17 protein-coding genes are annotated in these 14,501 nt (G+C 59.4%); 4 read left to right on the forward strand and 13 right to left on the reverse strand.

Annotation, left to right across the window (positions count from 1 at the left end):
- Window positions 1-160 precede the first annotated feature (160 nt).
- Window positions 161-1,315 carry a zinc-binding dehydrogenase gene (locus JQ575_RS18935; RefSeq protein WP_212034730.1) on the forward strand — a complete coding sequence of 385 codons (1,155 nt, stop codon included), beginning with the start codon at window positions 161-163 and terminating at the stop codon, window positions 1,313-1,315.
- Between the two features lie 22 nt (window positions 1,316-1,337).
- Here JQ575_RS18935 and JQ575_RS18940 read toward each other — a convergent pair whose 3' ends face one another.
- Genes JQ575_RS18940 through JQ575_RS18950 form a run of 3 tightly spaced genes read right to left on the reverse strand, consistent with a single transcriptional unit; the run spans window position 1,338 to window position 5,091 of the window.
- Window positions 1,338-3,731, reverse strand: a complete 2,394-nt coding sequence (locus tag JQ575_RS18940) for a xanthine dehydrogenase family protein molybdopterin-binding subunit (RefSeq protein ID WP_212034731.1) — start codon at window positions 3,729-3,731, stop codon at window positions 1,338-1,340.
- Window positions 3,728-4,210, reverse strand: a complete 483-nt coding sequence (locus JQ575_RS18945) for a (2Fe-2S)-binding protein (protein ID WP_212034732.1) — start codon at window positions 4,208-4,210, stop codon at window positions 3,728-3,730. Before JQ575_RS18945 ends, JQ575_RS18940 begins: the two co-directional genes overlap by 4 nt.
- Window positions 4,207-5,091, reverse strand: coding sequence for a xanthine dehydrogenase family protein subunit M (locus JQ575_RS18950; RefSeq protein ID WP_212034733.1), 885 nt, complete (start codon window positions 5,089-5,091; stop codon window positions 4,207-4,209). Before JQ575_RS18950 ends, JQ575_RS18945 begins: the two co-directional genes overlap by 4 nt.
- A gap of 183 nt (window positions 5,092-5,274) precedes the next feature.
- Here JQ575_RS18950 and JQ575_RS18955 point away from each other — a divergent pair, with 183 nt between their 5' ends.
- On the forward strand, window positions 5,275-6,375 hold the full coding sequence (locus JQ575_RS18955; RefSeq protein WP_212034834.1) for an LLM class flavin-dependent oxidoreductase: 1,101 nt from the start codon (window positions 5,275-5,277) through the stop codon (window positions 6,373-6,375).
- 24 nt (window positions 6,376-6,399) lie between these two features.
- Entirely contained in the window at window positions 6,400-7,275 is an 876-nt protein-coding gene (locus JQ575_RS18960) for a polysaccharide deacetylase family protein (RefSeq protein WP_212034734.1), read from the forward strand.
- An 8-nt stretch (window positions 7,276-7,283) separates the two neighbouring features.
- On the opposite strand, the gene JQ575_RS18965 is transcribed toward JQ575_RS18960, so the two are convergent.
- From JQ575_RS18965 to JQ575_RS46465, 4 genes are all read right to left on the reverse strand, one after another.
- Complete coding sequence (locus JQ575_RS18965) at window positions 7,284-7,970, reverse strand: TetR/AcrR family transcriptional regulator (RefSeq protein ID WP_212034735.1); 687 nt, start codon at window positions 7,968-7,970, stop codon at window positions 7,284-7,286.
- Window positions 7,970-8,521: a flavin reductase family protein gene (locus tag JQ575_RS18970; RefSeq protein WP_212034736.1), complete on the reverse strand. Its 552-nt coding sequence runs from the start codon at window positions 8,519-8,521 to the stop codon at window positions 7,970-7,972. Before JQ575_RS18970 ends, JQ575_RS18965 begins: the two co-directional genes overlap by 1 nt.
- A 10-nt stretch (window positions 8,522-8,531) precedes the next feature.
- Window positions 8,532-9,758, reverse strand: a complete 1,227-nt coding sequence (locus tag JQ575_RS18975) for an acyl-CoA dehydrogenase family protein (protein ID WP_212034737.1) — start codon at window positions 9,756-9,758, stop codon at window positions 8,532-8,534.
- Window positions 9,759-9,925: 167 nt separating this feature from the next.
- A complete protein-coding gene (locus JQ575_RS46465) occupies window positions 9,926-10,360 on the reverse strand; it encodes a GNAT family N-acetyltransferase (protein WP_409364804.1) in 435 nt (144 codons plus the stop codon).
- Between JQ575_RS46465 and JQ575_RS18980 the strand changes: the two genes are divergently transcribed.
- Window positions 10,283-10,474, forward strand: coding sequence for a hypothetical protein (locus JQ575_RS18980; protein WP_212034738.1), 192 nt, complete (start codon window positions 10,283-10,285; stop codon window positions 10,472-10,474). The two genes, JQ575_RS46465 and JQ575_RS18980, sit on opposite strands and share 78 nt — an antisense overlap.
- 54 nt (window positions 10,475-10,528) lie before the next feature.
- Here JQ575_RS18980 and JQ575_RS18985 read toward each other — a convergent pair whose 3' ends face one another.
- The 6 genes from JQ575_RS18985 to JQ575_RS19010 all read right to left on the reverse strand — a co-directional run bounded on the left by JQ575_RS18985 (window position 10,529) and on the right by JQ575_RS19010 (window position 14,279).
- Entirely contained in the window at window positions 10,529-10,888 is a 360-nt protein-coding gene (locus tag JQ575_RS18985; protein WP_249166742.1) for a phage terminase large subunit, read from the reverse strand.
- 4 nt (window positions 10,889-10,892) lie between these two features.
- The gene (locus tag JQ575_RS18990) at window positions 10,893-11,138 is read right to left on the reverse strand and encodes a hypothetical protein (protein ID WP_249166743.1); all 246 of its coding nucleotides are present in this window, start codon (window positions 11,136-11,138) and stop codon (window positions 10,893-10,895) included.
- An 8-nt stretch (window positions 11,139-11,146) separates the two neighbouring features.
- Window positions 11,147-11,311, reverse strand: coding sequence for a hypothetical protein (locus JQ575_RS18995; protein WP_212034741.1), 165 nt, complete (start codon window positions 11,309-11,311; stop codon window positions 11,147-11,149).
- A gap of 308 nt (window positions 11,312-11,619) precedes the next feature.
- Window positions 11,620-11,781, reverse strand: a complete 162-nt coding sequence (locus tag JQ575_RS19000) for a hypothetical protein (RefSeq protein WP_212034742.1) — start codon at window positions 11,779-11,781, stop codon at window positions 11,620-11,622.
- Between the two features lie 408 nt (window positions 11,782-12,189).
- Window positions 12,190-13,134, reverse strand: a complete 945-nt coding sequence (locus tag JQ575_RS19005; protein WP_212034743.1) for a hypothetical protein — start codon at window positions 13,132-13,134, stop codon at window positions 12,190-12,192.
- 62 nt (window positions 13,135-13,196) lie between these two features.
- Entirely contained in the window at window positions 13,197-14,279 is a 1,083-nt protein-coding gene (locus JQ575_RS19010; protein ID WP_212034744.1) for a hypothetical protein, read from the reverse strand.
- Window positions 14,280-14,501 lie beyond the last annotated feature (222 nt).

Below are 14,501 nucleotides of genomic sequence, written 5' to 3' on the forward strand. Positions count from 1 at the left end.
AGGATTTCAGCACCAACCGGGGACCAAGTACAGGCCGCGTATGAAGGATTTGCGACAAACCATTTTGCTATGCAGCAAACGGTGCCGCGTCGCTTCCAGCATCCGGCAATTTCGCCCAACTGCGATTTCCGCTAGGCTCGCGCGTGAGAGGATCCGCTGCATGTATCAGCCGGCCGGCGTCAGAACTTCGTCCAAACTGCTCATCCCTGATCGCATGAAAGCGTGGGTACTGGGCGACCCGGACCATCTCTCGTTGTGCGAGAAGCCGGTGCCCATTCCCGCACGCGCGGAGGTTTTGGTCCGGATCGATGCAGTTGCGATCTGCGCGACCGACCTTGAAATCATTCATACAGGCTCGCCGGCGAGCATTCAGGGCGGCCTGCCCTTCAATAAGGATTTTACGCCGGGCCACGAATATATGGGTACCGTCGCAGCTCTCGGGCCTGACGTCGATGAGTTCGAAATTGGGGAGCGCGTTAGCGTGGAGATCCACGCGGGTTGTGGCCAGTGCAAGCGCTGCCGGCAAGGCATGTACACCTCATGCCTGAATTACGGCAAGCCCGAGAAGGGCCATCGCGCCAACGGATTCACTACCGATGGCGGTTTTGCGGAATATGCCGTCAACCACATCAATACGCTGGCGCGGGTGCCCGACACCATGAGCGATGCGGAGGCAACGCTGGTCGTCACTGCCGGCACCTCTATGTACGGCCTGACCGAACTGGGAGGGTTGGTGGCCGGCGAGAGCGTCGTTGTGATCGGTCCGGGGCCGATCGGGTTGCTCGCGGTGGCCGTTGCCAAGGCGCTCGGCGCCAGCCCGGTGATCCTGACCGGAACGCGCAACAGACGGCTCGCGATCGGCAAAGAGCTCGGCGCAGACCGCGTCGTCAATATCAACGACGAGGATCCGGTCCAGGTCGTCAGGCAACTTACCGGCGGCATTGGCGCCGACTACGTCGTCGAGTGCGCAGGAAGCGAATCGACGATCAATCAAGCCATTCACATGACCAATCGCGGTGGAAAACTTTGCCTTGCCGCGTTCCCACATGATCCCGTCACGATAGATCTCGCGCATCTCGTAAAGAACAACATCTATGCCTACGGCATTCGCGGCGAGGGCCGCAGCGCGACCCGCCGCGCCATGGCGCTGATGGCAGAAAAGCGCTTCGATGCGACGAAAATCCATACGCATACGTTTCCACTTGGCGATCTGCCAACAGCGCTAAGATACGCCCGTGAGCGTGTTGACGATGCCATCAAGGTGGTCGTTACCAATCCCAAAGCGAGATCGATCGCAAGCGCAGCAGCCGAGTGAACACTGGTTTAGCTCGTCGTCGTCAGATGCGACCCAGTGCGGTCAGGATAATTTGGGGCGTCAGCGGAATTTCCGTAATGATCGTCCCAAAAGGCCTGAGCGCGTCATTCACTGCATTGGTTACCGCGGCCGCCGCTCCCGCCGTTCCGGCTTCGCCGGCGCCTTTCGCGCCTAGTTCCGATTCCAGCGTTGGCGAGACCACATGGCCGACATCGATGTCCGGCATCTCGCCGGACATCGGCACCAGATAATCGGCCAGATTGGCGTTGGTGAGCTGGCCCCGTTCGTCATAAATGCATTTCTCGAACAGCGCGGCGCCGAGGCCCTGCACCACCCCACCCCTGATCTGCTCGTCGACCAATTGCGGATTGATGATCGTGCCGCAGTCCTCGACCACCCAGTGCTTCAACAATTTGACGAAGCCGGTGTCGGTATCGACCTCCAGCCATGAGGCCTGAACACCGTTGGTAAAGGCGAAGGGATATTCGCGCGGGACAAAATGCCGTGTCGCCATCAGCTCCGCCTGAATGCCCGGTGGCAGCGTATCGGGGCGGAAATAAACAATCCTCGCCAATTCACTCAATTCGATGCGCGGCGCGCCATCACTAACGTTCACAACGCTATTGCTGACGATGTCGAGATCGCCGGGTGACGATTGCAGGATGGCGGCGGCGACATCGAGGATGTTCTTGCGCAGCTCCTTGGTGGCCTGCAGTGCCGCCTCGCCACCGATGCCGGCGCCGCGCGAAGCCCATGTTCCGCCGCCATAGGGCGTATTGTCGGTGTCACCCAGAATGACGCGCACACGGTCCATCGAGACACCGAGCACGCTGCCGACGATCTGGGCGGTGAGCGATTCCGATCCCTGCCCCTGCTCGGTGATGCTGGTTTGGCAGACCACGGCTCCCTGGGCATCGAGCCGCACCGCCACGCCATCCTGCGACGATATCTTGGCGCCGCCGACGCCATAGAATGCTGCGCTGGGATTGGTGACTTCGATAAAGCTGGCTATGCCGATGCCGCAATGAATGTTTCTGGCCCGCAACATTGCCTGTTCCGCGCGCAGCGCGTCATAATCCATCATCTTGATAAGTTTCGCCAACGCGGCATGATGCGACAATTGCTCGAAACGCAAACCCGAAGGCGAAGCACAGGGGTAAGCGTCGTCGGCAATCAGATTGCGGCGGCGAATTTCGACGGGATCCATGCCGATCTTCATCGCCGCCAGATCGACCAGACCCTCAGTTACCGAACAGGCGATCGGATGCCCGACCGCGCGATACTGACACATGACGTTCTTGTTCTGGAACACGACGCGGGCCCGGGCGCGGTAGTTCTTGGTCACATAGGGCCCACCGACCAGGTTGACGACCTGATTGGCCTCGATGGCGCTGGTTCGCGGATACATTGAATACGGCCCGATACCCGTGAGATCGTCGATCTCGAACGCCGTAATGGTGCCATCACATTTGACGCCGATCTTTCCCTTGCAGCGATGGTCGCGCGCATGGATATCGGTGTTAAAACTCTCGACCCGGTCGGCGACGAATTTGACCGGTCGCCGCAGCAGTTTCGACAGTGCGTAAGTCGCCATTTCGTCGGCGTAGATGTGGACCTTGATACCGAAGGAGCCTCCGACGTCCTTGCAGACCACGCGGACCTGGGACTCCTGAAGACCGAGATGCAGCGCCGCAATATTCTGCACCATATGCGGGGCCTGCGTGCCCTGATAGATCGTCAGCCGCGCCTCGGCTGCGTTCCAATCGGCAACTACCGAACGCGGCTCCAGCGTCACGCCGGTGTGCCGCCCAAAAATGAATTCTGCTTCCACCACCTCGTCAGAGGCAGCAAGGACCGCGTCGACGGTGCCTGCATCATGATTACGCTCGAAGGCCAGATTGTCGCCGAGTGCGGGATGGATCACGGACGTTGTGGGATCGAGCGCGGTTTGCATGTCCGTCACAGCGTCGAGCTCTTCATAGGCGACGGAGATATGTTCTGCCGCGTCCTCGGCAGCGGCGCGGCTAGTTGCGATGATTGCCGCGACGGCTTCGCCCTGCCAGCACACCCGATCAACCGCGATCGCGCTTTGCGGCGCAGATTTGAGCCCCTTCAAGTGCGAAAGCACCCCAACCCACGGCGTGATGACCGCAGCAATTTCCTGGCCGGTGACGACGGCAATTATACCCGGCATGCGCTTTGCCGCTGCCGCATCGATACCAGTGATTTTTGCATGCGCGTGCGGCGACCGCAGGAACACGACATGCGCCATGCGCGGCAGTTCGATGTCGCTGACATATAACCCGCGTCCCTGCATCAGGCGGTCGAGGTTTGGCCGCGGCACGGTCTTGCCGATATAGGAGTTCGGCCGATCGAGCACCGAAAACGCGGCACGATCCTCAGGTGTACGCGTCATGGCGCGCGTTCCGCGCGCAACCGCGCCGTCGTCTCAATCGCATCGATAATCGCTTGATAGCCGGTGCAACGGCAATAGTTACCGGAAAGGTGCGCACGAATCTCTTCCCGATCCGGCTTTGGAGTCTGCTTCAGCAGGTCCTGCGCCGCCATCAGCATTCCCGGTGTGCAGAAGCCGCACTGCAGAGCGTTGCGGTCGCGGAACGCAGCCTGCAGATCCGCGATTTCACCGCTGTCGGATAACCCCTCGATCGTTTCGACCGACCCTTCTTGCGCCTGTACCGCCAGTATCAGGCAGGAGCGCACGATCTCGCCATTGAAGCGTACCGTGCAGGCGCCGCAAACCCCGTGCTCACACCCGACATGCGTGCCGGTCAACTTCAGATGCTCACGCAGGAAGTCGGCCAGGTTCAGCCGCGGCAGCACATGGGCGTCGATACGCTCGCCATTGACTTCGAGGAAGATAGGCACAGGGGTCATCGCGCGGGTTCCCCCGACTGCAAATCGGGACGGCAAAGCAGCCTGGACACGCAACGCTGAAGTAATACTTTCGCGAGGTGCCGCCGCATGGCCGGAGTAGCCTGCTGATCCCCTTGGGGATCCAGCTCTTCGCCCAGTATCGCGGAGGCTTTGGCCAGGACTTCCGGCGTGACGGCAACGTTAACAAGTTTCCCGGCAGCCCCGGCCAGCAAAGGCCGATCGCCCACGGCAAAGAAACCGAGGCGGAGATCAGTGAACTGTCCGCCTACGATGGTCGACTGCGCCGCCAAGCCGACAATGGCATAGTCGCCGTGACGGCGGGCAAATTCATGGAAGAAGTGCGTGGAATCTTTCCGCGCGACAGGCAGTTCGACGGCAACCAACAGTTCCTGTGGCGAAAGTGCCGTTTCGTAAATGCCGGTGAAGAATTCTTGAGCAGGGATTCGTCGCTCGCCGCGTGGCCCGCAAACAATGACGGTTGCGCCCAGCGCCACCATGCAAGCCGGCAATTCGGAAGCCGGATCCGCGTGCGCAAGGCTGCCGCCGAGCGTGCCGCGGTTGCGGATCGCCGGATGCGCGACATGGGATGTCGCGTCCTTCAACAGAGGAGCATGGGTCGCGATTTCGGGAGATCTCAGGACGTCCACGTGACGCGTCAGCGCACGAACGGTTAAGACATCGCCTTTCACAACTATCCCGCGAAGCTCAGCCAATTCACCGATATCGACAATGAATTCGGGGGAGATCAGGCGCAGATTCATTGCCGGCATCAGGCTTTGGCCGCCGGATAACACCTTGGCCTTGTCGCCATAAACAGCCAGCAACTCCAGCGCATTCACGACGCTGGTAGCGCGGGCGTAAGCGAAAGCCGAGGCTTTCATTCGACGCAACCTCCCCGGCCGGATATCGGCATTTTTCTTTGGATTAGACGGCGACAATTTCTAAAGGTCAAGTTTGTTTATCGAGTGATTATTTCGGTGCCTGCGACTTTGGGACTTGTTATCATGTTGCGACCGACGCACGTTTCCTACCAAACAAGAAGCCTGCCCTTGGGGGATCAGACCATGAAGCTCGGGTTCTTCACGATGCCCATCCATCCTGTCGGCAAGGATTGGCGGCTGTCTCTCAAAGAGGATCGCGAAGCCTTCCTGCTGGCCGACGAACTCGGGTACAGCGAGGCCTATGTCGGCGAACACGTCACCGACAAAGCCGAGAACATCACCTCCTGCATTGCTTTCATCGCCTGGCTCGCCGCGGCGACCAAGCAAATCAAGCTTGGAACCGGCACCATCAACATGCCGAACACTCATCCGGCGGCGCTTGCAGCATCGATCGCGATGCTCGATCACATGCTCGACGGCCGCCTGATCTTCGGTATCAGCCCCGGTGGGTTGCTGTCCGACGCTGAAGTTTTCGGCAATCTCGACGCGGATCGCAACGCGATGTTCCTGGAGGCTATCAATCAGGTCCTTGAGATCTGGGCAAGCGAGCCACCGTATAACCTCCAGGGCAAGTACTGGAATGTATCGGTACAGAAGACCCTGATCGAGGACATTGGTCAGGGGTTTATCGCGCGCCCGCTACAACGGCCGCATCCACCGATCGTGGTGACGGCAGTGGCGCCGTTCTCGAAAGGTGTGACCGAAGCCGCCGCTCGTGGCTGGGATCCGATTTCGGCGAACTTCCTGATGCCGGCTTGGGTCAAAAGCCATTGGCCGAAATACGTTGAAGGCTGCGAACGCGTTGGCCGCCCAGCAGAGACGGCGAACTGGCGGGTCGCCAAAAGCGTATTTGTGGCCAAGGATGCTGCAACGGCAAAAACCTATGCCACCGATCCGAACGGTCCATATGTCTATTATTATCGCTCGCTATTCACCAAGTTAAAGCGCGGCGGCCGTATCGAACTGTTCAAAACGCGCCGCGATCAGCCCGACGACGAAGTGACACTCGAGTCGATCTGCGATGAGCTCATCATTCACGGCACACCCGATAGCGTAGCCGACCAACTGCTGGCTTTTCAGGAGGAGACCGGGCCTTTTGGTACGCTGCTCTATGCCGGCAAGGACTGGAAGGATCGTGAGCTTGGACGCCAGTCGATGATCCTGATGGCGGAAAAAGTCATGCCGCGCGTTAACGCAGACATGTCCGGCAAGGCGTTCGGATAGATCAATTCATTCAAGGAATCTGCCGTGGCTCTGAGTGACCGCATCCCCTATCAGGCCCAGATCGACCGGCCAAAGTTGACGCTTCCCGGCGGCAAGAAGCTCGCGGTGTGGGTGATCCTCAACGTCGAGGAATGGCGGATCGAGAACGCGATGCCGCGGACGGTGCTGAGCCCGCCGATGGGCCAACCGCTGCTGCCTGATGTACCGAACTGGTCCTGGCACGAATACGGCATGCGGGCCGGCTTCTGGCGGCAGTTCAAGGCGCTGACCGACCGCAAGATGCCGGTAACGCTGGCCCTGAATGCCAACGTCTGCAGTTCCTATCCGCGCGTTGCGTCCGCCGCGCTCGAGGCTGGCTTCGAGTTTATGGGCCACGGATTCCTGCAGGGGCCGATGCACAAGCTCGACAATCAAGCCGATGCGATCAAACGTTCCGTCGAAACAATTGCAAATTTCACCGGCAAAGCACCGCGATCGTGGGAGAGCCCGGGCCTCACCGAGACCGAGGAAACGCTCGATCTGCTGCGTCTCAACGGCATCGAATATCTCGCGGATTGGGTCATCGACGATTTGCCGCAGGATATCGCCACGCCCCACGGCACCATCACGACCATTCCCTATTCGGTCGAAACCAACGACATCGTCGTCCATGCGCTGCAACATCTGCCTTCCGAGCAATTCCTGAAGCGTGGCATGGATCAGTTCGACCGGCTCTATCTCGAAGGCGAATCGAACGCGCGGATCATGGCGATCTCGATCCACCCCTATATTACGGGGGTTCCTCATCGCATCAAATATCTGGAGGCGCTGCTGGACTACGTCATCGGCCATGACGGCGTGGCACTGATGACCGCAAGCGAGATCGGCGACTGGTATCGCGCGGAAACAGCCGAAAAATAACGGCTGGCTTATCCCACCACCTTGATCGGTGCGCGGCGGACGTCAGGCGAGGTTTCATTGACCCGCTCGGAGCCGGCCAGAAAGACATCCAGCGCATCGCTGATGATGCGATCCTTGTCTTCGAGCACCGGCGATTCGTAGATGTATTTGCGGACGCCGTAGTAGAAGATTCCGCCGTGAAAGACCCAGGCCAGTTCGAGTTCGGTCGCACTCGGCTTGTTTTGCACGATAAGCCCCGCTTCATGACGGCACTCCCGGATGATCCGGGTCAGGATCTTGTCCTTGACCATGCCGACATACCAGCGATTGATGTCGAGACCTTTCAAGCCCGAATAGAGATAGATGCGAAGCCATTTCCGGGTGAAGATCGCGTCGGTATAGGCGCGATAGAATTCCAGCAGCCGGTCGCGCAGCGGCCGCGAGCGGTCGGTCAGCAGCTTCTCCCAGCCGGTTTCGAGCGGATCGAGATAGACCGTGCGATAGACCTCCTTGATCAAGTCGTCCTTGCTTGGAAAGTAACGATAGAGCAGCGGCTGCGTTACCCCAAGCCGTCGCGCCAGTGCCCGCGTTCCACCGCCAAACCCTTCTTCCGAGAAAAATTCGGTCGCCTTCGCAACAATTTCCCGGCGACGATCGTCGGGCAAGAGGCGCCTTTGCTTGGTACCAGCACGTTTGGGCTTATCTTTCCTGTTCATCAGGATTTGCCGTCATCGCCGCCAAGGAATCGGCCGAATCCGCCGCGAGCAAACAACAGTGGCTCCTGCCCATTATAAGTATAAGCCTCGACGGCTCCCAGGAAGATGATGTGGTCACCGCCGTAGTACCGATTGGCGGCACGACACTGAAAATTTGCGACACTGTCAGCAAGCACCGGTGCGTTGCCGAGCCCCGGCGTCCAGCTCACGCCGGCGAATTTGTCGCCGGAGGATTTTGCGAATTGGGAGGCCAGTGCCTGCTGAGAAGCACCGAGAACATTGACTGCGAAATGGCTGGCGTTCTGGAAGATGGTCAAGCCCTGCGAGAACATGCCGAGGCTCCACAAGACCAGCGGCGGATTCAGCGAGACTGAGGCAAAGGAGTTGCAGGTCACGCCATATGGCTTTCCGTCAGCCGCCATCGCTGTAACAATAGTGACGCCGGTAGCGAACGTACCAAGCGCATTACGAAAATCCCGGGGATCGATCGCCGAGTTGTCGCTGGCGAACTCGTTAGCGGGATCGGCCGGATGTTTGGGTGCGTCGGACATCCACCTCGCCTCAGAGCGTCAGGTTTTCGGACGGCAGGCCAAGCGCTACCCGTCCATAATTGGTTCCCGCCGCATCGAAATTAAACGCGAGGTGCGAATTCACCGCGTGGGCATCGCGAAACTGTCGCTGCAACGCACCTGACGTAAACAGACTGCGCGCGCCGCTTGCAGCAAACAGCAGCGACACAGCGTCAGTGCAGAGGTTGACAGAAAACGCGCCGTCACGCCGCAACCGCGTCTTGTCTGCTATGTCCGGAACGTGACTACGTCGAGCGTCCGCCATCGCGTCGATGCAATTCGTGCGCATGACCAGCCGTGCCGCGTCGATCTTGGCGGAGGCTTCCGCGATCTTGATCTGGGTCGTCTGCATATCGCTAAGCTTGGCACGATTATAGGTCGAGGCACGATGACGTGCGAATTCGACATAATCATTCAAGCAGGCCTGTGCATTCCCCAGACCGACACCTGACAATACATAGGGGAACAGCGAGAACACCGGCAGCGCATAAAGGGCGTTTGGGTTGACGGCACTCCCCGGGGTCGGCCCGCCAGTGAGATCGCTCACGGCGACCGTCATCTGTTCCGCGACAAAGGCGTCCGTGACCCTGACATCGTTCGATCCGGTCCCGCACAGACCGGTCGCGTTCCAGGTGTCGTTGATCTTGTAGTCGCTCTTGTTGAGCAGGAATATCCGATATTCGATGCCGTCGGCGTCATCGTCGGATGAAACCACGCTGGCGAGCATGTTCCAATCGCAGGATTCGACGCCTGAGGAAAACGGCCAGTGGCCATTGAGCACATATCCGCCATCGACTTTTCTGGCCCGGCCGGCTGGAAAGATGAATGACGAGGCGATCAACGCATCGGCGCCCTTGTTCCAGACGGCGTCCTGCGCTTGGCGGTCAAACATCCCCAGCATCCAGTGATGGCTTGCAAGGTTGGCAAAATTCCACGCTACGGAAGCATCCGCCTGCCCCAGCGCATCGGCGCAATCGACCAGCGCAACATAATCGAGTTCGGCGCCGCCGACGCGTTTGGGCTGCACGATCCGGAACAGGCCGGCATCATGTAAATCTCGCTCGGTCTCCGGTGGCAGGCGCCGCAGTTCTTCGGTCCTGGCGGCACGCTCCCGCAGCTTCGGGATCAACGCTCTGGCGCGCGCGACGATAGCGGCATAGCTGCCCGTTCCCGGTCCCGCGAGCGAACTTGCATCTGGCTTGCGGCCGTCCCCTGGCATTGGCGTTTCCTTGCTCAACCCGCCGTTGCGAAATTGAAGCGGTTGGAGCCTGGCCAGTCTACCGCCTCACCGCCAATGATCAAGGCGCGCGGAACATGGCCCTTCCGCCAAATTGGGCTGCTGCAACCTGTGCACCGTGCTAAAAATGAAAAAGAGCCCGGCGGCCGTCAGGCCACCGGGCGAGGAGTACTTCGAAAGAATGCTGGACGCTGGCTATCCAATGAGCTTGCGCCAATAAAGCGTATTCGGCCAAGCCCATGGGACCGGCGGCTGAAACAGCCGGTAGCCGGCGCGAATGAAATTATTGGCAGACGACAGATTGTCAGTCGTGTCGGAAATGACCGAGCACCATCCGTTGAGCCGCGCACGCCCCTCCACGGCGCCATCAAACGAAGTTGCAACCGGCGTCCCCAGTGCTTTCTCAGCACGCCAACCCGGCAGAAATAGCCGGCATTGGACACGTGGGTTGAAGGGACAACTCCCGCAAAGCCAACTGGCTCCGTCTCGTCACGAGCGAGCCACCAATGCCCATGATCGAACTTTGGTATAGGGGCACAATCCAGGAATGTCAGCCGATGAAGTTCCAGGAGCGTATCGGCTATCTCATCGTCGTGCCCGTCAACCTCACGAATCCGGTACATTGGCCCCACCTGATGCTGAACTTTCAGCTCTCGACGGATCGCATTCAGCAAACCGTCGGTAATCCACATCGATGACCGTGGCTACACAACAAACGCCTGAGATAGTCCGGTCATGGCGCATCTCCGCGATCACTTGCCAAGCGTCGCCTTGATACCGAGCCAGACCGCCCCGACAAATCCGGTGACTATCACAGTGATCACGGCTTTGAATGTATAACTCTGCATGCCCCGAAAGATGATAATTCCGTCTCCGGGCGTTTCGATCTTGTCGCTGTACAGCTTGAAGCCACTGCCGACGCCGAGCGCGGCGATTTTGCTCTCGACCAACCGCTTGCTCGACTGCGCCAGTGTCCGTTGCGCCTCGCGAATGCAGACCGCGAGCGTGCCGCGTTCGGCCTGACAGGTCTCGACCAGCAGCTCTCCGAAAAAATGCGACTTTCCGGAGCCTCTGCCGCCGAAAGCTCCCCGGTACCTGCTGGGCCGAAGCAACGGTTCAAATACTTTCGCTGTCGGGATTTTCAGGATTGACGATGTGCCGTTCGATGCGTTGGGGAGGCCCGCCCGGGACTTCATTGCCGCTCTCCGATGGTTGCGCGGCTTTGCCCCAGCCGCGATCGAGGACGGCGTTGGCCGCCGAGACGCGCGCCGCAGGCGTCGCATCCTTGCTTTGCATGATTTTGACGAGGACGTTGATGGCCGTCTTGGTCTGGCTCCGTGCCAGTGAGCGGATGTCTGCCAAGGGTTTCCTCACCGTGTCTCGTCATGATCCGCCGCGACGTATTCGCACGGCGTAAGGTCGGTCAGGTCCGCCGCAGGCTCGTGTACCGCGGAGCGGAACGCAATCGTCGGGAAATCGGTCTGTTCATGATCATGCCTGGGGCGCGGGATGAACTGGATGATTTCGGCACTCATGAGGGATCCTCCCATACCGCGATTGCAATCAGGCCGATGAGCGCGAGCGATATCAGATATGCGGTCATCGGCTTCTCTTAAGGAAATAAATGCGCGGCATGATCGCCGGGGTGCGATCATTTCGGGCGCGAACCGTATCCCTGCTGCAGGGGCCGCTTGCGGCCGTGACCTTGGCCACGCCGCACGCCGGCACGTTCGCGCGTGCCGGCTAATGAAGGTTCGGACGACGGCGCGCCTGCGATGCCTCAGGCGACGGGCGTTGGGAGTTGGGGCGTCGTGACAAGCGGCCGCCGTCCGATTGGAGAATTTCAACAAAAAAGCCCGCGGCGGATTTCTCCGCCCGGGCTCTGCACGATTTTCGCGATGATGTAGATCTGCCGGTGATTTGCCCGACGTGTCAAATTCTTTTTCAGGCCGTCAATCAATTGCAGAAGATCAGGAGCGCCGATGCGACAGGCCTCGCCTGACAATAATTCTCGAGCCAGCAGAATTTTGGTCTTTGAGATTATCGCTGCTGGGCGGCGAGCAAGAGCTTGAGCAGCCCGCCGGGCGGCGGCGCACCCGGATTGTCGGGATCGAAGCCCGCAAGTGCCGCGATCCGGCCCGCAAGACCGCCCATCGGAATTGAACTGTCCGAGGGAGCGAGCGATGCGTCCGGGTCGGCCGTGGAAGGTTGCGGTTTAGTGGCGTCCAGCTGGTTCAGATGTCGAATGTATTCCAAGAGAGTGGAAGCGCTCGATCCCTGGGGGCCTGGCATAGACGAGCCGCCGGCACCGCCTGCAGGCAAAGAGGCATCACTTCCGCTAGCGGAGGCATTTCCGCGAACGGGAGAAAACACCTCATTGAAAGGAATGAACGGCACTGTCGGCGCGCTTGTGTCAAATACGGATGCTTGCGGTTGGTCGGCAATCCTCCGGCTCAAATATCGGACCGGCCCGGTGCTGGAGATTCCTGGCGTTCGTTCCGCTTCCGGCGGAGGCGCTGCTTGCATCGGATTCGGCGGACCGAGGCCCGCCAGAGCGGCGGCCCAGTCTATGGGAAGGGCGGAGGAGTTCAGTTGATCGGGAAGAACGAACTGCGCGGCCGGGGGGCCGGTGTCGAATACGGGTGCTGGCGGTGTGGCCGCCATCTCTCCGGCCTAGGTATCGCATCAGGTTGGTGTTGCTGGAAATTCCCGCAAGTCCACCGACTCGCGGGGGTGGTGCTTGCGGCGTCGGATTCTCGGGGGCGATGCCTTCAGAAGGAGAGCCCCGGTTTTCAGTATTGCTGCCGCCATCGCGCGTTATGACGCGCCTGCTCAAGATGGGGGCGTTGGCGCTACCGTAGTTCTTGAGCGCAGCAACGTCAGCTGCAGGCCAACTGTTTTCACGGACGACAACGGTCTGGATGCCCCCGTTTGGAGCGGGCACCTCTGCATACGCTTTCGCAGTCAGGTCACCGAAGGTCTCGCCCGTCTCCCAGTTTGAGGACGAGAATGTTTCGTTTGAGACATACTTGTCTGCGTTTCGAATGCACTGTTGCCTGGTTGCGTTGATCGAGGCGCCGACATCCTCCGCAATTTTAGCACGGCCTGGATTCTCGATTCCAAACCTTGTCAGGGCCTTCGCAAAGGCGTCCTGCATCGCCCTGCTGAGTACGTCCCGATCGATCGTGCAGGCCTCTCTCGTGTTGAAATAATCGAAATGCGCATCCGCGTATCGAGGATTCATGTAGTATTCGCTTTTGGGATCAAAGTAAGGACCATTGGCGTCTCGAAATACATCGACAGTTCCCGTTACTGTGTTTCCCTTGTCGTCCGTGACCTCAAACGGCTCGCTAGCCATGATGGATTCCTTTCACTAATGGTGCTTTCGGTGCGACCGACGCAAGCTGCCGCTGACAAATATTACTCGCCCGTTTCGCACTTCGGCGGAAGGACGACATAGAAGCCCTTCGATCCTTCCGCGCTGCCGCGTACCGCGGCGGCGAAGAGCGGATCGCTGGTCAGTTCTCGTACCTGCCGGCAATAATCCGGGTAGTTAGCGCCATCCGACTTGCCGATGCCAAAACTCAACCAACCGTCTCCAAACCAATTGGATTTGTAACAATTCACAAAGGAGATCGCATGGCCGGGGTTGGCAATGCCGGGGCGCGCCGGCCGGTTCACGGTGCAGCCGAGGCGATCCGCTATCTCCCGATCGACCGGGTCCGGATCATTGGCATCAATGCTCAGCATGATGAGCGCGGGGACCTCGGGCTTTTCCTTTTCGAAAAACAGTACGCCGGCGGGAATGCGCGGAGATTTCAAGGAAGGGACCGGCACCAGGAGCATCGGGTCGGGCACGGGCAGATCGAGAGAATCAAGCAACGTGCGTTCACCGGCAAAGCTAATCAGCTTCTGCTCGCGACTGCGACGCAACCAGGCATCGAACTCCTCAAATGAAGCATTGGACAAGTCCTCCTTCCCGACCGAATGGATTTGGTGGAGCGGAGAATACTTCTGGTAAATCGCCAGAAGAGCCACAGGTTCCACGTACGTTTGCGCGGAGTATCCCATTCTTGTCCAATAGGCGCTGTCCTTCTTTGTCGCGCCGAAATCGAACTCACCGATCGGTTGCCGCAACAGATAGCCGATCGCGCCGCGAAGACATGCAAGGCGGCGCGCTGGATTTGGGTGCCCTGCCCCGACTGCAAAATCCCCGAATCCATCGAGAAATCGAACCTTCAATTCGCATGGACTGACATTGGGAAGTTGGCTGGCGTTATCCTTCAACAGAACGGCGAGGATTTCCTGATGCACGTGCTGTTCGCGGAACGACACTCCCTTGGGCATGTCGACGTGATAGGTCAGCCAGCTTTGTTCGCTTGCCGGCGATCGTCCGGCAGCGATCGTAGTAACTCTACCGGGCTGCGGAGGCAGATCGATCGGCAGCGCGGCTGAAGTCGCGATCGAGAAAGCAAGTGCGACAAACGATACAAACGTGCGCAATGCTCTTGTTTGACACTTGTGGTGGCATCTCATGGGTGCACCCTGAGTCGATCGCTATGCTGCGCGCAACCCCATCAACATAGATTCCATCTTTTGATATTTCAATTTCCTCGGCCGCACGGTTGAAAAGCCGACGTCGGCAGGTGTTTTCCATCGGAATCAGCATAGTTCAGCACGATATGATGCCCGAGAACCGACCCCTGATAGGGTATCGCGGTCGCG

It is taken from the genome of Bradyrhizobium sp. JYMT SZCCT0428 (assembly GCF_018131075.1).
Taxonomy (GTDB): Bacteria; Pseudomonadota; Alphaproteobacteria; order Rhizobiales; family Xanthobacteraceae; genus Bradyrhizobium.